This is a genomic window from Mycetocola sp. Y444 (assembly GCF_059445295.1).
The window spans coordinates 589,165-607,754 of sequence record NZ_JCAIUB010000001.1 but is presented as its reverse complement, the minus strand read 5'-3'; the positions used below and the strand labels follow the sequence as shown (position 1 = coordinate 607,754).

Below are 18,590 nucleotides of genomic sequence, written 5' to 3'. Positions count from 1 at the left end.
CCTCAGCCTACCGGCACACACAAGAGTCACGGGCAGTCCCCCAGAGAATCCGCAGTGATGCCCCCCTCGTCCGATTCGCCGCGCGGCGGTTCTCAGTTTTTGGACAGCGCCGCGCGGGCCGACGCGTCGACGCGCTGCTCGAGCGCGTGACGCAACGCAACGTGGTCGTCGAGCCCTGGGTCGTGTTCGAGGACATCCTGCGCGTCTTCCCTCGCCCTGGCGATGAGGTCGCCGTCCGAAGCCACGCGCAGCAGCTTGAGTGAGGAGCGTCCGCCGGACTGGGCACTGCCGAGGACATCTCCCTCCTGGCGCAGCTCGAGGTCGGCCTGGGCGAGTTCAAAGCCGTCGAGGGTGCTGGCGACCGCGTCGACGCGGGTCCTGGCGATGGTCCCGGGTGCTGCGTTCGTCACCAGCAGGCACAGTCCGGCCCATTCCCCCCTGCCGACGCGACCACGGAGCTGGTGTAACTGGGACACCCCGAACCTGTCGGCGTCGAGCACGACCATCGTCGATGCGTTCGGCACGTCGACACCCACCTCGATCACCGTTGTGGCCACGAGAACGTCGATCTCGTGGGCGGCGAACGCGCGCATGATGCGGTCTTTCTCCTCACCTGGCATCCGACCGTGGAGCGCCTCGATTCGAAGATTTTTTGTCGCGGGCAACTGGCGCAGTTCGGCGAGCGTCCCGACCACGGTTGAACGCGGCGGGCCCTGGTCTTTCAGGTCCTTCAGGTCCGGCAGCTGCGCATCGGGGTCGGTGGGGTGGAAGTCCACGTCGTCGGGCTCGTTGACGTCGATCGCTGAGCAGACCACGAACGCCTGTCGACCGGCAGCCACCTCCTCGCTGACCCGCTCCCACACCCGGTGGATCCACCCGGGATGTTCCGCGAGACCGGCGACGAACGACTCGATCCCGGCCCGGCCAGCAGGCAGCTCACGAATCGTGCTCACCTCGAGGTCACCAAAGACGGTCATGGCAACGGTTCGCGGAATGGGAGTTGCGGTCAGTACGAGCACGTGGGGCGGCTGATGGCCCTTCTGCCGAAGCGCTTCGCGCTGCTCCACCCCAAATCGGTGCTGCTCGTCGACGACGACGAGTCCGAGGTCGTAGAAGGTCACGCTCTCTCCGAGCAGGGCGTGGGTTCCGACGACGATGCGCGCCTGGCCGCTCACGATTCGCAGCAGCGCCTTGCGTCTCTCCGCGGTCGGCATCGTCCCGGTGAGCAGCGTCGGGAACAGTTGCGCGGACAGGTCGGGCCCGAGCGACTTCACCAGGGACCTGAGGTGCTGGCCGGCGAGGACCTCGGTGGGTGCGAGCAACGCGGACTGCCCGCCCGAGTCTGCGGCGGCGAGCATTGCCCTGAGGGCGACGAGGGTCTTGCCTGAACCCACTTCGCCCTGCACGAGCCGGTTCATCGGCACCGGCTCCGCCATGTCCCTGGCGATCTCAGCGCCCACGCGGGTCTGATCGCCGGTGAGGGTGAAAGCGAGCTGCCTGTCGAACTGTTCGAGCAGACCGCCCGGGGTGGCGGCGCGTGGTGTCGTTTCCTCCAGTCGGGCGATCTGCCGCTGCTGGAGCAGCGCCGCCTGGAGAAGGAACGCCTCGCGGTACCGCAGGGTGTCCTGCGCGACGTGCCAGTCGGCATCCGTCGTCGGCCGGTGGATCTTCTCGATCGCCTGGCCGTAGGTCAGGAGGTTCTCGCGCGTCCTGACCTCAACCGGGACCGGGTCGGGCAGTTCTGGCAGCGAATCGAGCACAAGCGCCATCGCCTTGTGCACCTGCCAGCTCGCCACTGTGCTCGTTGCCGGGTAGATCGGGATGGGAGTCTCCGCCCACTTCCTGGCCGCATCCGGGCTGGTGTCCGCGTCGGTTGACTCGAAGAGTTCGTAGTCGGGGTGGGCCAGCTGGAGTGCACCTTTGTAGTCGCCGACCTTGCCGGCGAAGATTCCGCGGGCACCGGGGCGAAGCTCTCGCGTCCGCCACGCCTGGTTGAAGAACGTCAGACTCAGGATGCCTTTTCCGTCGGTGATGCGAACCTCGAGGATCGACCCCCTGCGGGCCTTCATGGTGCGCTCTCGCACCTCGATCACCTCGGCGACGATGGTCACCGGTTCGCCGACCGGCAGCTCACTCAGGGCGGTCAGCTCACCCCTGCGCGCGTATCGTCTCGGGTAGTGCTCGAGCAGGTCGCCGACGGTGACGACGCCGAAGGCACGCTTGAACGCGGACGCCGTTCGACCGCCGATGACGCTGTCGAGCTTGGCGGCCAGTGGCTGGGCGTTCATGCTCCGAGTCTATTCGGGCGCACCGACGTCGCGGCTCAGCGTACTGTGGGCTGGTGACAAGAATCGTTTCCGGATTTGCCGGTTCCCTGCCCCTGAAGGTCCCCAAATCCGGCACCAGGCCGACGAGCGACCAGGTTCGGGAGGCCATGTTCTCGGCACTCGATGCACGCGGCATTCTGGACGGCGCGCAGGTGCTCGACCTCTACGCCGGATCCGGCGCCCTCGGCCTCGAAGCGGCAAGCCGGGGTGCGAGCGAGGTCATTCTCGTCGAACGCTCGTCACAGGCAGCAGCAGTGTGCCGCCTCAACGCAAAGGCCGTGTCGAACGCAGCGCCGGGCAAGGTGAAGATCGACGTGGCATCGCGGCCGGTGCAGAGCTACCTCGACTCAGCGGTCGGGCCGTTCGACCTCGTCTTCCTCGACCCGCCGTACGACCTGCCCGAGGCAGAGCTGGCGTCGAACCTCGCGGCCGTCCTCAGGATCCTCGGCCCCGACTCGCTCGTTGTGGTCGAACGGAGCTCACGCTCCCCCGAGCCGGTCTGGCCTGCGGGTCTCGTGCAGGCGCGACGCAAAAAGTATGGCGAGACCACCGTGTGGTGGGCAGTGCCGGAATAGGCCCTAGCCCGTGCCGCCGTTCCACCCCTCATAAGGATCCCAGCCGTCGACACCAGCGATAGCTTCGCCGCCAACGGTCACACCGTCGCCGGCGGTCACGCTGCCGATGACACGGAATCCCTCCGGCAGCTCACTGCCGGGTGGGAACGTCGCGAGCAGTGCGTGGTCCTCGCCTCCGCGCAGTGCCGTGTCGGGGTCGTCTCCCAGGCTGGCTCGGTCCAGGGTGATGGCGACACCGGATGCTGCGGCAATTCTTCGCGCGTCGAGGCCGAGCCCGTCCGACACGTCGAGCATCGCTGTTGCGCCGGCGAGTGCGGCGACGACGCCTGACGCGATGGGAGGACGAGGTGCCAGCTGTGCGCCGACAACGCGGGGGTGCTCCTGCCTCAGCCGTTGAGCTTTCGCGTGGTCAGGCCTCCCGTCGCGGGTCACGGCATCCGTGAAGAGCAGTTTCAGGCCGGCCGCTGAGACTCCGGCGTCGCCACACAGCGCGAGAGTGTCGCCGGGGCGTGCTCCGGAGCGGAGAACCGGCGCACGGCCCTCGAGGTCGCCGAATGCGGTGATGGCGAGGGTGAAGGTGTCGGAGACCGACAGGTCCCCGCCGACCACACCGCAGCCGGGAGCGAGCTCTTCGCAGGCATCCCGAAGACCTGTCGCGATGTCCTCGAGCAGCGTGACCGGGGTGTCGCGTGTTGCAGCGATGGCCACGACGAGCCCTGTCGGCCGTGCACCCATTGCGGCAACATCGGCGAGGTTTGACGCGGCTGCCTTCCAGCCGAGGTCGTGCCCGGTCGACCACGCGAAGCGAAAGTCCGGTCCGTGCACCATCATGTCTGTCGTGATCACGAACCTGCCGTCGGGAGCCGCCATCACCGCTGCGTCATCGCCTGGACCGACTGTTGCCGCACTCGCCGCAGGCAGAAGCGGGAAGATGCGCGACAGCACGGCCAGCTCGTGCACGCTGCCGACCGTGTCTGACCCGGCATCCGGGTGGGAGTTGTCAGGCTGCGTCATGCGTTCAACGGTAGCCTGAACCTGATGTCTCCTCGCCCTCTCCCCCTCCGTTCCCTCGCCGGTGGCGTACTCCTCGCCGCGCTCATCGGCCTCACCGGGTGCTCTTCGGCCGTGACTCTCGAGCCGGCGGCAGACGCCAACAACCCGGCGTGCGCCGACGTGATCGTCCGGCTGCCAGACACGGTCGCCGACAAACCGAAGCGCGAGACCAACGCCCAGTCGACGGCCGCCTGGGGGTCACCAGCCGCTGTCATCCTCCGCTGCGGAGTCGCCGTTCCCGGCCCGACAACCGATCCGTGCATCGCCCTCAACGGCATCGACTGGATCGCCGACGAGAGCGAAGCGGCGAACGACACCTACCGATACACCACCTACGGGCGTGAGCCAGCCGTCGAGGTCATTATCAACGCGGATGCCGCTACCGGCGGCGTCTCGGGGACGACGGCGCTCATCGATCTCTCCAGCGCCGTGTCGTCGCTACCGGCGACGACAGCCTGTGTCGGCCCCGAAGACGTCCTCGACTAGCTGTAGAGCGCCCCTGCGCGGCGCGCGTGGGCAACGTCGATGAGCTCGGTGATGAGATCGGCGTAGCTGAGGCCGCTCGCGATCCAGCAGCTCGGGAACATCGAGATGGGCGTGAATCCCGGCATCGTGTTGACCTCATTGACGACGATTCCGTCCTCGGTGAGAAAGAAGTCGACGCGCGCGAGCCCCTCAGCACCGATGGCGTCGAACGCACGGAGTGCAATCGACTGCAGCGCCGCGAGCGTGTCTGCGTCGATGTCAGCCGGGCAGATCAGGTCGACTCCCGGGGCGTCGAGATACTTCGCGTCGAAGTCGTAGAAGTCCCGCCCGGTGATCATGATCTCACCGGCGACGGATGCCCGCGCCGGTTCACCCGGACGGCCTCCGAGCACGGCGATTTCAACCTCGCGCCCCGGCATGCCCTTTTCGATGAGCACCTTGTCGTCCTCGGCGAACGCCGTGCGCATGGCACTGTCGAGCTGTTCGGGTGAGGTGACCTTGCTCACGCCGACGCTCGAGCCGGCCCTCGCCGGTTTCACGAACACGGGCGCACCGAGTGTGCTGAGCGCCTCGAACGCTGCCGAGTCGTCAACGTGGTAGTCGCGCTGCGAGATGGTCCGCCACGGCGCGACAGTGATCCCCGCGTGCTCGAGCACGGTCTTGGTGAAGTGCTTGTCCATCCCGAGGGCTGACGCGAGCACTCCGCTGCCGACGTACGGCATGTCGATCAGTTCGAGCATGCCCTGGAGCGTGCCATCTTCGCCGAACGGACCGTGCAGGATGGGAAAGACCATGTCGACGTTGCCGAGCGACGTCGTGACGCCGTCGGCGGTGACGGTCAGCTCGCGGCTGGTCGCACTGTCGGGCCAGTGCACACGGGTGCCGTTGTCGACGACCTCTGGCAGGTGCGACCTGTCGAGCGCGAACCTGTCGGGATTGTCCTGTTCGAGAACGAAGACGCCGTCGCGGGTGATCCCGACGGGGACGACATCGAACAGCGAGCGATCAATTGCCCGCAGCACTCCGCCCGCCGTAGCGCAACTGATCGAATGCTCGCTTGACCGACCTCCAAACAACACCACCACCAGGCGCTTCTGCGTCATCGTTCGTCCTTTCGCCCTGGGGCTCGTCGCTGTCTGTCGTGAGGTGAGGTGCAATGTCTTTGGGGTCGAGGGTACCGTCGAGTACCTGCTTGACCTGCTCGACGATCGGCATTTCGACGCCGATGGATCGTGCGAGCTCGAGAACGGGGGCAACGCTCGCGAGGCCCTCGGCGGTCTGCTGCATTTGCTTGACCACCGCCGGAAAGCTGTAGCCCTGGCCGAGCAGCCGTCCCGCCGTATTGTTGCGGGACAACGGGGACTGGCAGGTGGCGATGAGGTCGCCGAGCCCGGCAAGACCGGACAGCGTCTCGGCTTTCGCGCCCTGCGCGACGGCGAAGTCCGTCATCTCAACGAGCCCGCGGGTGATGATCGACGCCTTGGTGTTCTCGCCGTACCCGACCCCGTCGACGATGCCGATGGCAACCGCGATGAGGTTCTTCAGCACGCCGCCGAATTCCGTACCGATGACATCCGTGTTCACAAACGTACGGAAGTACTTGTTGCGGGCGAGGAGCGCGACGGCCTGGGCGGTCTCGAGGCTCTGCGAGGAGATCACCGCGGCGGTCGGCTGTTCCCTGGCGATCTCGAGCGCGAGGTTCGGGCCAGAGGCCACAGCGATTCTCGACGGGTCGATACCGAGGCCCTCGGCGATGACCTCGCTCATCCGGAGTCCTGTCCCCCGCTCGACACCCTTCATCAGCGAGACGACGATCGTCGTCGGTTCGATGTGGGGGCGGATCGCCGCCAGGTTCTCACGCAGCGACTGGCTGGGAACCGCAATGAAGACCTGCTGGGCGCCCTTGAGCGCGTCCGCGAGGTTCGCTGTTGCCGTGAGGTTCGAGGGCAGCACGACGCCGGGGAGGTAGTCGCTGTTGCGGTGGCTGCGGGAGATCTCCGCGGCGAGTTCCGGCCGGCGCGCCCACATCGTGACGTGGGAACCGCCATCCGCCAGGATCTTGCCGAAGGTTGTGCCCCAGCTGCCCGTCCCGAGTACGGCAACGCGCGCGATTGTCTTTCGGCTCAAAATCGGCCCGTGTCTTTCTGGTTGTGCTTGCTCGGGTCCCACGGCTCATCCGGGGGCGTCTCGCCGCGGATCTCGGCGAGCAACCCGGTGATCGCCGCCATCACGACGGCGGTCGCCTCGGTCAGCGTCGCCGCATCGAGCGGTCGGTCAGCGAACCGCGACAGATCCACCGGATCGCCCACCTTGACGTCAATACGCTTGGGCGGGAAAAAGCTTATCTTGCGCGAGTACCTCGCCATGACCTTGTCGGTGCCCCAGTGCGCCATCGGCGTGATCGGGATGCCGTAGGTCAGCGCGATCCGAACGGCGCCCGTCTTGCCACGCATCGGCCACAGGTCCGGGTCGCGGGTCAGCGACCCTTCCGGGTAGACAACAACGCCCTGTCCCTTGTCGACGAGCTCCCCGCCGGCCGCGACCGGGTCCTGGCCGCGAACCGAGCCGGTCCGTTCCACAGGGACCTGGCCCGACTTCGTCAACAGGTAACCGATCACCGGCACTTTGAACAGGCCCGCCTTTGCCATGAACCGGGGCGCACGGCCGAGCTTCCACACGGCCATGCCCACAACGATCGGGTCGATCTCGCTGAAGTGGTTCGGCGCGAGGATGAACGGTCCGCTCCGAGGCAGCTTCTCACCGCCGGTGACATGGAGCCGCATCATCAGGCTCGCCGGCGGCAAAGCAATCGACGCCAGAAGCCAGTAGATGGACGGTCGGGTCTTTTCCGGGCTCGCCCTGAGGCGCACTGGTTTCGGTGAGGTCACCGCCCCATTATCCTTCGAGAACGAAGTCGGCTCCCAGTTGCTCGAGCTTGGTGATGAACTTCTCGTAGCCCCTGCTGATGATGCCGACGTTCGACACCGTCGAGGTTCCCTCGGCGCTCAGCGCGGCAATGAGGTGCGAGAATCCACCACGGAGGTCCGGGACCACGATGTCTGCTCCACGCAGCTTGGTCGGGCCCGAGATCACCGCTGAGTGGTTGAAGTTGCGCTGCCCGAACCGGCACGCCTGTCCGCCGAGGCATTCCTTGTGCACCTGGATTGTCGCGCCCATCTCGACGAGCGCGTCAACGAAGCCGAAACGCTGTTCGTACACGGTCTCGTGCACGATGGAGACGCCCTTCGCCTTGGTCAGCGCGACGACGAGCGGCTGCTGCCAGTCGGTCATGAAGCCGGGGTGGACGTCCGTCTCGATGATCACCGGGTTGAGCTCGGTGCCCGGGTGGTAGAAACGGATGCCGTCATCGTGGATGTCGAACTTGCCGCCGACCTTGCGGTACACGTTGAGGAAGGTGAGCATCTCGGCCTGGCGTGCTCCACCGACGAAGATGTCTCCCTCGGTCGCGAGTGCAGCCGCTGCCCAGCTTGCAGCCTCATTGCGGTCGAACAGGGCGGTGTGGCTGTAGCCCTCGAGTCGTTCAACGCCCTCGATGCGGATCACACGGTCGGTGTCCACAGCGATGATCGCGCCCATCTTCTGCAGGATGTTGATGAGGTCCATGATCTCGGGCTCGATCGCCGCGCCACGCAGCTCGGTGATGCCCTCCGCGCGCACAGCGGTGAGCAGGACCTGCTCGGTCGCGCCGACGCTCGGGTACGGCAGGTGGACCTTGGTGCCCTTGAGCCCGTTCGGTGCGCTCATCCGGATGCCACTCGGCTGCTTCTCCACGACGGCACCGAACTGACGAAGAACTTCCAGGTGGTAATCGATCGGGCGGTCGCCAATGCGGCACCCACCGAGGTCGGGAATGAACGCTTCGCCGAGGCGGTGCAGCAGCGGTCCGCAGAACAGGATCGGAATACGGCTTGATCCCGCGTGAGCGTCGATGTCCGCCATGTGGGCGCTCTCAACGTTCGAGGGGTCGAGGGTGAGCACGCCGTCTTCGTCGCTTGTGACCTTGACGCCGTGGACGTCGAGCAAGCCACGAACCACGCGGACATCGCTGATATCCGGCACATCGCGGAGCACGCTCGGTGTCTCACCGAGGATGGCGGCAACCATGGCCTTGGTGACCAGGTTCTTCGCCCCCTTCAGCTCGATTCGTCCGTTGAGCGGGCGTCCACCGTGGATTGTGATCTTGTCACCTGCGAGCCCCACGCTGGCTCCTGCCCGTGATGCGTCCTGAAGAAGTGAAGTCAAATGTTTTACCTGCGCAGCCTGATTACTTAATGGGAAGGGTCTTGGGGCGCCAGGTTTCCCTGGCAGCCTCAAATTCAGTGATCCGCGCCTCGTCACGCAGGGTCAGGCCTATGTCGTCCAGGCCTTCAATCAATCGCCACCTAGTGTAATCATCGATCTCAAACGAAACCGTGAGGTCACCGATAGCGACTTCTTTCGCAACCAGATCGACTGTAATTTCTATTCCCGGCTGGCGATCGATTTCTGCCCAGATTTTTTTCGTGTCGTCTTCGGAGATCTCGGCGGCGAGGAGTCCCTGCTTGCCGGAGTTTCCACGGAAGATATCGCCGAAGCGCGGGCTGAGGATCACCTTGAAGCCGAAGTCGCGCAGCGCCCATACGGCGTGCTCGCGTGAGGAGCCCGTCCCGAAGTCGGGACCCGCCACGAGAACCGTCGCTCCCTGGAACTCTGGGCGGTTGAGCACGAAGTTCTCATCCTGGCGCCAGCCGGCGAAGAGCGCGTCCTCGAAGCCGGTCTTGGTGACTCGCTTGAGGTAGACGGCTGGGATGATCTGGTCGGTGTCGACGTTCGAGCGCATCAGCGGCGCTGCGATACCGGTCACCGTGGTGAACTTGTCCATTGTCAGTTCGCTCCTTCGAGGTCTGCGGGGCTCGACAGAGTGCCGCGGATGGCTGTTGCCGCTGCCACGAGCGGCGACACGAGGTGGGTGCGCCCACCCTTGCCCTGGCGACCCTCGAAGTTGCGGTTACTCGTCGAGGCACAGCGCTCCCCAGGCGCAAGCTGATCAGGGTTCATGCCGAGGCACATCGAGCAGCCGGCGAACCGCCACTCGGCGCCGAAGTCCTTGATCACCTGGTCAAGCCCCTCGGCTTCCGCTTCGATCCGGACGCGCGCCGATCCGGGAACCACCATCACACGGACTCCATCAGCCTTTTTCTTGCCCGCGATCACCGACGCGAAGGCACGGAGGTCTTCGATCCGGCTGTTGGTGCACGATCCCATGAACACGGCATCCACGGGAATCTCCTTCATCGGTGTTCCGGCGACGAGGTCCATGTATTCGAGCGCTCGCTCGGCGGCTGCGCGCTCGTTGGGGTCGACGATGGCTTCCGGGTGAGGCACAGTGTCGCTGAGAGAGACGCCCTGCCCCGGGTTGGTGCCCCAGGTGACGAAGGGATCGAGGGTGTCGGCGTCGAGGTAGACCTCGGCGTCGAAGGTGGCACCCTCATCGGTCGAGAGGGTGTTCCAGTAGCTGACGGCCTCATCCCAGTCCGCACCGCTCGGTGCGTGCGGCCTGCCCTTGAGGTACTCGTAGGTCGTCTCGTCCGGGGCGACCATGCCCGCGCGGGCGCCAGCCTCGATCGACATGTTGCAGATCGTCATCCGGCCCTCCATCGAGAGCGCCCGGATGGCCGAACCGCGGTACTCGAGCACGTAGCCCTGCCCGCCACCCGTCCCGATCTTCGCGATGACCGCGAGGATGATGTCCTTCGCGGTCACGCCGGGCCGCAGTGTCCCGTCGACGTTGATCGCCATGGTCTTGAACGGCTTGAGCGGGAGGGTCTGCGTCGCCATGACGTGCTCGACCTCGCTCGTGCCGATGCCGAATGCCATGGCCCCGAATGCGCCGTGGGTAGAGGTGTGCGAGTCGCCGCAGACCACAGTGATGCCCGGCATGGTGAGGCCAAGCTGTGGCCCGACGACGTGCACGATGCCCTGCTCGATGTCACCGAGCGAGTGCAGGCGGATGCCGAATTCGACGGCGTTCTTGCGCAGCGTTTCGATCTGGGTACGGCTGGTCAGGTCGGCGATCGGCTTGTCGATGCCGATCGTCGGCGTGTTGTGGTCCTCTGTGGCGATGGTGAGGTCCGGGCGCCGTACCGGTCGACCGGCCAGCCGGAGACCGTCGAAGGCCTGTGGGCTGGTGACCTCGTGCACGAGGTGCAGGTCGATGTAGATCAGGTCGGGATTGCCGTCTTCACCCTTGGCAACCAGGTGGTCATCCCAGACCTTTTCGGCGAGAGTGCGCGGCTGTCCGGCCGGCGCCGCGCGTTTCGGGTGCCCCGTGCCTGTGAACGGCGCCGGTGCTGTGGACTCTGTTGTCTGCTGCATGCTGCATTCCTTGCGAAGAGTGATGGTTCAGGCAACGACGAACCCCGCGACGGGGCAGCCTGGTGACTAGGCCCCGTCGCGGCAGCTAAGAAGCATCCCGAACAGCACGCGCTCAGAATATCACTCGCTGGGAACTGATTCCTTCGGTTCAGCGCGCCGCGCGTCGCGACCCGACTTGATGAGGCTCGCGATCGTGGCGACGGCCATCGATACGACGATCACGCCGAGCGATGTCCAGGTGTTGATTTCCGGTGCCCACTCGATGTGCTGTCCACCGTTGATGAACGGAAGTTCGTTCTCGTGCATGGCGTGGAGCACGAGCTTCACTCCGATGAACGCGAGGATGAACGCGATGCCGTACTTGAGGTAGTGAAGGCGCTCGAGGAGGCCACCGAGCATGAAGTACAGCTGGCGGAGTCCCATCAGAGCGAAGATATTCGCGGTGAACACGATGAACGGACTCTGCGTGATTCCGAAGATCGCGGGGATCGAGTCGAGCGCGAACATCACGTCGGTGGTTCCGATGGCGATGAAGACGATGAGCATCGGCGTCCACACCTTCTTGCCGTCGATGACCGTGCGGAGCTTCGAGTCGTGGAAGTCGGGCGAAACGCTGATGTGGCGCTTCATGTAGGTGATGAGGGCAGTTTCGCCGTCTTCAGCGTCGTCGTTGTGGCCGAACGCCTGCTTCCACGCGGTGTAGAGCAGGAAGGCGCCGAAGAGGTAGAACACCCAGCTGAAGCTCTCGATGAGCTGCGCACCGAGGAGGATGAAGATTCCGCGGAAGATGAGGGCGATGATTATGCCCACCATGAGCACTTCCTGCTGGAGCCGTTTGGGCACCGAGAACCTCGCCATGATGATGACGAAGACGAAGAGATTGTCGATCGACAGGCTGTACTCGGTGAGCCAGCCCGCGAGGAACTGTCCGGCGAACTCGCCGCCGGAGATGAGGAACATCAGGCCGGCGAAGACGAGCGCGAGCGTGACGTAGAAGACGACCCACAGGGTCGATTCCTTCATCGATGGAATGTGCGGACGTTTCACCACCAGGGCGAGGTCAGCGATCAGGATCAGGCCGAGTACGACGTATGAGCCGATTTCAAACCAGAGGGGCAATACCGGGTGCATCCGGGACCTTTCGGTGGAGGGTGTGACGGGGGGTGGGTACGAGAAACGCCCGAAAGTCTCTCCCGCATCGGCCACAACAGGCCGTGCCACGGCGCCCGGGGTCTCAACGATGTGACCCGTGATGACGGATGCCGTGCAGAGGGATACTCCCCTTCGCGGTGTCCACTTTAGTCGACTTCGCGCGCCAGCCGCTCTCCGCCGGGAACTCGCAGCTTTCCCGCTCTAGGATTTATCCCGCGTATCCCTCGCGCGCCGCCTTCCGCCCTCTGCCCAGGAGCCCCATGTCTTCCGTCCCTCCCCCCGCCGGCCGCAGCCTCGCTGTCTCGAGCATCGGTTACATGATCTTCTTCAGCCGGTGGCTGCAGGCCCCGCTGTACCTGGGGCTCATCGCCGCCCAGATGATCTACGTGTGGGTCTTCGTCCAGGAGTTGTGGCACCTCGGCGACGAGGTAATCAACCACTCTGCGGATGTGACAGAAGCGAGCGTCATGCTCGCCGTTCTCGGTCTGATCGACGTCGTGATGATCGCGAACCTCCTCATCATGGTCATCATCGGTGGCTACGAGACCTTCGTGTCGAAGATCAACCTCAACGGGCATCCCGACCAGCCCGAGTGGCTTTCGCACGTCAACGCCAACGTGCTCAAGGTCAAGCTCGCGATGGCCATTATCGGTATCTCGTCGATCCACCTGCTCAAGACGTTCATCGAGGTGGGCAACATGACGGATGCCGGAAGCGGCCAGGAGGTCACCGACGAGGCATACACCTCCCTCGGCGTGTTCTGGCAGGTCGTCATCCACATGGTGTTCATCGTTTCCGCCCTCGCCCTCGCTGCGATCGACAGGATGTCGAAGTACACGCCCCCGCTCGGGCACGGTGCCCCTGGTGCTGCGCCCGGAGCCGACCCCGCGGGGGACGCACAGGCGGAGCACCACCTGACCGATACCCGTGTTGCCCCTGACGCCCTGTCGCGGGCCGCCGGAGAGCGCGAAATCTCGCGAATCTAGTCGCGGTCAGCCAGTCGGGGTTTCCGGGGCGCGAAATCAGGTGGTGCCAAGGCAAAGTCAGGATGCCAGACTGAACCGATGGCATCCCGCATCGAAGACTACGCACTGATCAGCGACTGCTACACGGCTGCGCTCGTCGGTCGCGACGGTAGCATCGACTGGTTGTGTATGCCGAGGTACGACTCTGCGTCGATGTTTGCTGCGCTCCTCGGCACCGAGGATCACGGTCGATGGAAACTGGCACCATCAGCCGAAGAGGCGACGGGCCGTCGGCGATACGACGGAGAGTCGTTCACCCTCGTGACCACCTGGACCTCCACTGACGGTGTCGCCGAAGTCACGGACGTCATGCCGAGATCCGACCATCGCGCCGATGTGATTCGCCGGGTACGGGGAGTTTCCGGACGCGTCGAGTTCGCGCAGGAGATGCGCTTCCGCTTCGGCTACGCAACGGCGATGCCCTGGGTCCGCAAGGTCAGGGACGACAACGGAGCCGCGCTGATCGCTGTCGCCGGCCCCGACGCCGTCGTCGTGCGTGGCCCCGAGCTGTTCGCGTCCAACAGGGAGCACTCGAACAGGTTCACCGTTGGCGCCGGCGAGACGGTCGACCTCACAATGACGTGGTATCCCTCGCACCGTGAACCGCCGGCGCCGCTCGATGTCGACGAGCACCTGGCGCGAACGCGCGACTGGTGGCGCGAGTGGTCATCGATCCTCGAACAGCACGGCCCATACGCCGCCGAGATGGCCAGGTCCTTACTCGTCATGCGCGCGTTGACCCATGAGGAGACGGGCGGAATCGTCGCCGCGGCGACCACGTCGCTTCCCGAGGACTTTGGCGGCAGCCGCAACTGGGACTATCGGTACGTCTGGCTCCGTGACGCCTCCCTCGCGGTAACAGCTCTCGTCTCCTGCGGAGTCACCGAGGGCGTCGACCGCTGGCGGCTCTGGCTGTTGCGGGCGATCGCCGGTGATCCTAAAGACGTGCAGATCATGTATGGATTGAGCGGCGAACGTGACCTGCCCGAACGTGAGCTCACTGCCCTGCCCGGATATCTGGAGTCCCGGCCGGTGCGTATCGGCAACGCCGCAGCGCTGCAGGTGCAGTCTGATGTCATCGGCGAGGTGATGGTCGCCCTGCACGACGCCCGTATCGCCGGGGTCGCAGAGACCTCGTACTCCTGGGCGTTGCAGCGCGCCCTGGTGAGCTACATCGAGACCCACTGGCAGGCGCCGGACCAGGGCATCTGGGAGACCCGTGGAGCACCCCAGCGATTCACCCACTCGCGCGTGATGATGTGGGCTGCCTTCGATCGGGCGATTCGCGCGGTCACCGAGTTCGGCCTCGACGGGCCGGTGGACAGGTGGGTCGAGCTGCGCGCGCTGATCCGCGAAGAGATCGAGACAGAGGGTTTCGACACCGAACGCAACAGCTACACCCAGTTCTATGGAACAACCGAAGTGGACGCATCGCTGCTTCAGCTCGTCGAGGTCGGGTACTGCCATGCCCGCGATCCGCGGATGCTTGGAACCGTCGCCGCCATCGAGGCCGATCTTCTGCGTGACGGGTTACTGCTCCGCTATCGAACAGAGGCAGGCGTTGACGGGCTGCCCGGCGACGAGCATCCGTTTCTCGCCTGCTCATTCTGGCTCGTCTCGCAGTATGCGGCGAGCGGACGGCTTGCAGAGGCCAGGGCACTGATGGACCGCCTCGTCGGCCTGGCCAACGACGTCGGCCTGATGTCAGAGCAATACGACGTCGGACACGGCAGGCAGGCCGGGAACACGCCACAGGCGTTCTCCCACCTCGCCCTGGCGCTTGCGGTGAGGGCCATCCGCGCCGCTGAGGCTCGCGAACATGGGTAATCTCCGCTCTCAGCCCGGCCCGGAAGCGAGCGCGATCGCCCGCTCGAGCGGACCCTTGCCGAGGTAACGCTGCCACAGCCACGAGCCAATGAGGGAACCGATCACGAGACCGCCGAGGAGAGGCCAGCCCGGGTAGTCGACGAGTCCCGAGCTGTCACGAATCTGCACGGCGATCGCGAGGATCACGATTTGAGCCGTGTACACGCTCAGCGCCATCGCTCCAGCGGCCCCGACGGGAGCGAGCACCGTTCCGACAACTCGACGAGCAGCCGCGGGGGCGGTCGTGGTCGCGGCAACCAGAATCCCGATTGTCGCGAGAGCGACGCCCCCGGAGCCGAACACTTCCGCGGTCGTACCCGAGTGGGCCGCCGCCGTCACCCCCGGCAGGACAGCGGCAGCACCGTAGCCGGCCAGCGCTGCCCCGGTCCCGCAGCCGATCATGATCACCTGGGTGCGGGGCCGGGCGAGCCCCGACCGGGCGGCGATCAACCCGGCAAACACGAAGGGAAGCCAGATCAGCACGGGATAGAACCCGGTGAGGAAGTACTCACGGAGAATCTCAGAGATCGACGGCGATCTGCTCGAGTCATCGGTGACGATCGAGGCAAGAACGGGGGCGACGAATGCGAGGGTCAGGAGGAGCACGCCCAGCCAGATCCGCGGCAGGAACAACCCGGGCAGGGCGACGAGGAACATGATCGCGTAGTAGTCGAGGATGATCGCGATTTCGCTGCCGAGCGAGGTCAGTACGACGCCGAGCAGAAAAATCGCGAGTGCCCTGATCAGGATGCGCCGGTAAACGCTGGAGCGTGATCCTCGCGGCGTGGGCGAATCCTGCCCGGACAGAATACCGAGAGACACCCCGGCCAGGGTGGCGAACAGGATGGAGGACCGGCCGTCGACGAGCAATTCCCTGTCGCCGGGATTCGGCATGGTGTGGGCGACGAACATTCCGATGATCGCCAGCCCTCGGGCGATGTCGACCCCGACGATCCGGGGAGAACCGGACCGGCCGAGGCGGACATCGCCACTCATGGGTGTGACCTACACCGGCGGAGTGGTGTGCGTCAGCGCCGCCAGGACGCGGCGGCGCTCCGCCTGGGCAACAGGATCCGGCACCGGGAGCGAAGCGAGCAACCGTTGCGTGTATGCCTCCCGGGGCGCACCGAGGACCTCGGCTCCCGTCCCCTCTTCGACGAGCCTGCCGTGGTACAGCACGGCAATCCGGTCGGCCAGGATGTCGACGACGGCGAGGTCATGGCTGATGAAGAGTGCGGCGAAGCCGAGTTCGGCCTGGAGCTCCGCGAAGAGCTCGAGCACCCGTGCCTGTACCGAAACATCGAGCGCGCTCGTCGGTTCATCGGCAATCAGCAGTTTCGGGTTCAACGCGAGGGCCCTCGCGAGACTTGCACGCTGTCGTTGCCCTCCGCTCAGCTCATGCGGGTATCGCTCACCGTACGACTTCGGAAGCTGGACAGCCTCGAGCAGTTCACCGACCCTCTGCGCCACGGCGCGGGAGTCGAGATCCCTGCGGTGCACCCTCAGTGGCTCTGCAACGCACTCGGTAATGGTTAGCAGCGGGTTGAAGCTCGATGCGGGATCCTGGAAGACAAAGCCGATCGAGCTTCGCTTCTTGCGGAACGACCGCTCCTTCATTCCGTTCATTTCGGAGCCGAGCACGCTGAGCGACCCGCCCGTTACTTTCGTGAGCCCGGCGATTGCACGCCCGATCGTCGTCTTCCCCGACCCCGACTCCCCCACGAGTCCGAGCACCTCGCCCGGCGCGATGGTGAAACTGACGCCGTCGACGGCGAGGAAACCCGGTTGCCCGAGCCGACCGGGGTATTCGATCCGCAGGTTGTCTGCGGCGACCACTGGAGCAGTTTCGCGGTCGATCGGCGCTTTGCGTTCGGCAGCCTCGATTTTCTGGCCGATTCGCGGCACAGCCCCGAGGAGTTTTTTCGTGTACTCGTTCTGCGGGTTAGTGAAGAGGCTGTGCACGTCGGCCTCTTCGACCACCGCGCCCTGGTACATGACGACGACCCGGTCGGCGAGATCAGCCACGACGCCCATGTTGTGGGTGATGAGAACGATGCTCGAGCCGAATTCGTCTCGGCAACGCCTGAGCAGATCGAGGATCTCGGCCTGGACCGTCACGTCGAGCGCCGTCGTCGGCTCGTCGGCCACGATGAGTCCCGGATTGAGGACGAGCGCCATGGCGATAACGACGCGCTGCTTCTGCCCACCCGAGAACTGGTGCGGGTAGTAGTCCACCCGGGTCTCGGGATCGGGGATCCCGACCTTTGTCAGGATCTCGACCGCGCGGGACCGCGCCACCTTTCGGGTGAGTTTGGCGTCGTGGGCGCGGAGCCCCTCCGCGATCTGCCAGCCGACCGTGTACACGGGGTTGAGAGCGGTCGACGGCTCCTGGAAGACCATGGAGACGTCACTGCCGCGGATGCGACGCAGCTGGTCCTTCGACACGGAGACAACGTCGTTCTCCCCTGTTCCGTCCTTGTGCCTCAGGATGACGGCGCCCGCCCGTGTCGCCGTCTCGGGCAGGAGCCCGAGAATCGTCTTCGCGGTCACGGTCTTGCCGCTGCCAGACTCCCCCACTATCGCGACGACCTCACGTGGACCGACGCTGAGGCTGACATTGTCGACGGCCTTGACCGCACCGGCATCCGTCGCGAACGAGACGTCCAGGTTCCTGATCTGCAGTACGTCGGTCATGATCGTCCTTCGTTCTCGAGTCCGGCGAGTCCGCCCGGCCCGGCTGTGAGCGTTCCGCCGGGTACCACCGACGTCTCGGCGACCGTGCCGGACGCGGCACTGACCGCCCGGCGGCCGCGAAGCCTCGGGTCTGCGAGGTCGTTGAGGCTCTCGCCGACGAGGGTCACGCCGAGCACGGTCAGCACAATGGCGAGCCCGGGCGGAACCGACGTCCACCAGATACCACTCGACACGTCTGAGAGCGCCTTGTTGAGGTCGAAGCCCCACTCGCTCGCCGAGGTCGGCTCGATACCGAAGCCGAGGAACCCGAGCCCGGCGAGGGTGAGGATGGCCTCGGAGGCGTTGAGCGTGAAGATCAGCGGGAGCGTGCGGGTGGCGTTTCTGAGAACGTGCCTGAACATGATGCGCACGTTGCCGGTACCGACGACCTTGGCGCTCTCCACGTATGCCTCGCTCTTGATCCGAACCGTCTCGGCACGGATGACGCGGAAGTACTGGGGAATGAATACAACGGTGATCGAGATGGCGGCGGCGAAGATGCCACCCCACAGGCTCGACTGTCCGCCGGAGATCGCGATCGACATGACGATCGCGAGCAGCAGCGTCGGGAAGGCGTAAATTGCGTCGCAGACGACGACGAGGACGCGGTCGAGCCATCCCCCGAAGTAACCCGAGACCAGCCCGAGGGCCACCCCGGCGAAGATCGACAGCAGGACGGCAACGACCACAACGCTGAGCCCGGTCTGTGCACCCCAGATGACCCGGGACAGCACGTCGTACCCGCCGACCGTCGTGCCGAGCAGGTGCTCAGGGCTCGGCGGGCGCTGAGCCCCGAATGCGCCCGCGTCGTCGCGCAGCTGGTTGTAGCCGTACGGCGCCAGGATGGGCGCGAAAATCGCTGTCAGCACGAAGATCGCCGTCAGGACGAGGCCGGCAACGAGCATCCCCCGCTGAATTCCAACGCTCTGAAAGAGTTGGTGCACGACCGGCAGGCGGCGCCAGCGGCCGTTCCTGGACGTGGGTGTTTCGGTAGCCAT

Annotated in this window: 16 protein-coding genes; 4 read left to right on the top strand and 12 right to left on the bottom strand. The window is 65.5% G+C overall.

Annotated features, from left to right (window positions below; genetic code table 11):
• Positions 1–92: 92 nt before the first annotated feature.
• Positions 93–2,288, bottom strand: a complete 2,196-nt coding sequence (locus tag AC1C2M_RS02915) for an ATP-dependent DNA helicase RecG (RefSeq protein ID WP_495435195.1) — start codon at positions 2,286–2,288, stop codon at positions 93–95.
• Positions 2,289–2,341: 53 nt separating this feature from the next.
• Between AC1C2M_RS02915 and rsmD the strand changes: the two genes are divergently transcribed.
• Positions 2,342–2,902, top strand: coding sequence for a 16S rRNA (guanine(966)-N(2))-methyltransferase RsmD (gene rsmD, locus AC1C2M_RS02910; RefSeq protein ID WP_495435193.1), 561 nt, complete (start codon positions 2,342–2,344; stop codon positions 2,900–2,902).
• 3 nt (positions 2,903–2,905) lie between these two features.
• Here the strand turns inward: rsmD and thiL are convergent, their stop codons facing one another.
• Positions 2,906–3,916 (bottom strand): thiamine-phosphate kinase, encoded by a 1,011-nt coding sequence (gene thiL / locus AC1C2M_RS02905; protein ID WP_495435192.1) that lies wholly within the window; start codon positions 3,914–3,916, stop codon positions 2,906–2,908.
• A gap of 24 nt (positions 3,917–3,940) precedes the next feature.
• On the opposite strand from thiL, the gene AC1C2M_RS02900 reads away from it, so the two are divergent.
• Positions 3,941–4,441, top strand: a complete 501-nt coding sequence (locus AC1C2M_RS02900) for a DUF3515 domain-containing protein (protein ID WP_495435191.1) — start codon at positions 3,941–3,943, stop codon at positions 4,439–4,441.
• Here the strand turns inward: AC1C2M_RS02900 and AC1C2M_RS02895 are convergent.
• The 7 genes from AC1C2M_RS02895 to AC1C2M_RS02865 form a co-directional block, all read right to left on the bottom strand.
• Positions 4,438–5,544 carry a D-alanine--D-alanine ligase family protein gene (locus AC1C2M_RS02895; RefSeq protein ID WP_495435189.1) on the bottom strand — a complete coding sequence of 369 codons (1,107 nt, stop codon included), beginning with the start codon at positions 5,542–5,544 and terminating at the stop codon, positions 4,438–4,440. The genes AC1C2M_RS02900 and AC1C2M_RS02895 overlap by 4 nt on opposite strands.
• Positions 5,447–6,568 carry an NAD(P)H-dependent glycerol-3-phosphate dehydrogenase gene (locus AC1C2M_RS02890; protein ID WP_495435188.1) on the bottom strand — a complete coding sequence of 374 codons (1,122 nt, stop codon included), beginning with the start codon at positions 6,566–6,568 and terminating at the stop codon, positions 5,447–5,449. Before AC1C2M_RS02890 ends, AC1C2M_RS02895 begins: the two co-directional genes overlap by 98 nt.
• Positions 6,565–7,329 carry a lysophospholipid acyltransferase family protein gene (locus AC1C2M_RS02885; protein ID WP_483404455.1) on the bottom strand — a complete coding sequence of 255 codons (765 nt, stop codon included), beginning with the start codon at positions 7,327–7,329 and terminating at the stop codon, positions 6,565–6,567. The genes AC1C2M_RS02890 and AC1C2M_RS02885 overlap by 4 nt, the downstream gene beginning before the upstream one ends.
• A gap of 7 nt (positions 7,330–7,336) precedes the next feature.
• Complete coding sequence (gene murA / locus AC1C2M_RS02880; protein WP_483404456.1) at positions 7,337–8,662, bottom strand: UDP-N-acetylglucosamine 1-carboxyvinyltransferase; 1,326 nt, start codon at positions 8,660–8,662, stop codon at positions 7,337–7,339.
• Between the two features lie 64 nt (positions 8,663–8,726).
• Positions 8,727–9,323 carry a 3-isopropylmalate dehydratase small subunit gene (gene leuD / locus AC1C2M_RS02875; RefSeq protein ID WP_483404457.1) on the bottom strand — a complete coding sequence of 199 codons (597 nt, stop codon included), beginning with the start codon at positions 9,321–9,323 and terminating at the stop codon, positions 8,727–8,729.
• Positions 9,324–9,325: 2 nt separating this feature from the next.
• A complete protein-coding gene (gene leuC, locus AC1C2M_RS02870) occupies positions 9,326–10,816 on the bottom strand; it encodes a 3-isopropylmalate dehydratase large subunit (RefSeq protein WP_495435187.1) in 1,491 nt (496 codons plus the stop codon).
• 120 nt (positions 10,817–10,936) lie between these two features.
• Entirely contained in the window at positions 10,937–11,947 is a 1,011-nt protein-coding gene (locus AC1C2M_RS02865) for a TerC family protein (RefSeq protein ID WP_108962094.1), read from the bottom strand.
• 281 nt (positions 11,948–12,228) lie between these two features.
• Here AC1C2M_RS02865 and AC1C2M_RS02860 point away from each other — a divergent pair, with 281 nt between their 5' ends.
• Positions 12,229–12,954, top strand: a complete 726-nt coding sequence (locus tag AC1C2M_RS02860) for a TIGR00645 family protein (protein ID WP_483404459.1) — start codon at positions 12,229–12,231, stop codon at positions 12,952–12,954.
• A gap of 78 nt (positions 12,955–13,032) precedes the next feature.
• A complete protein-coding gene (locus tag AC1C2M_RS02855; protein ID WP_495435186.1) occupies positions 13,033–14,820 on the top strand; it encodes a glycoside hydrolase family 15 protein in 1,788 nt (595 codons plus the stop codon).
• A gap of 9 nt (positions 14,821–14,829) precedes the next feature.
• Here AC1C2M_RS02855 and AC1C2M_RS02850 read toward each other — a convergent pair whose 3' ends face one another.
• Genes AC1C2M_RS02850 through AC1C2M_RS02840 form a run of 3 tightly spaced genes read right to left on the bottom strand, consistent with a single transcriptional unit; the run spans position 14,830 to position 18,590 of the window.
• Positions 14,830–15,855, bottom strand: coding sequence for a DUF418 domain-containing protein (locus tag AC1C2M_RS02850; RefSeq protein ID WP_495435184.1), 1,026 nt, complete (start codon positions 15,853–15,855; stop codon positions 14,830–14,832).
• A gap of 9 nt (positions 15,856–15,864) precedes the next feature.
• Entirely contained in the window at positions 15,865–17,553 is a 1,689-nt protein-coding gene (locus AC1C2M_RS02845) for a dipeptide ABC transporter ATP-binding protein (RefSeq protein ID WP_495435183.1), read from the bottom strand.
• Positions 17,550–18,590, bottom strand: a complete 1,041-nt coding sequence (locus AC1C2M_RS02840; RefSeq protein ID WP_483404463.1) for an ABC transporter permease — start codon at positions 18,588–18,590, stop codon at positions 17,550–17,552. The genes AC1C2M_RS02845 and AC1C2M_RS02840 overlap by 4 nt, the downstream gene beginning before the upstream one ends.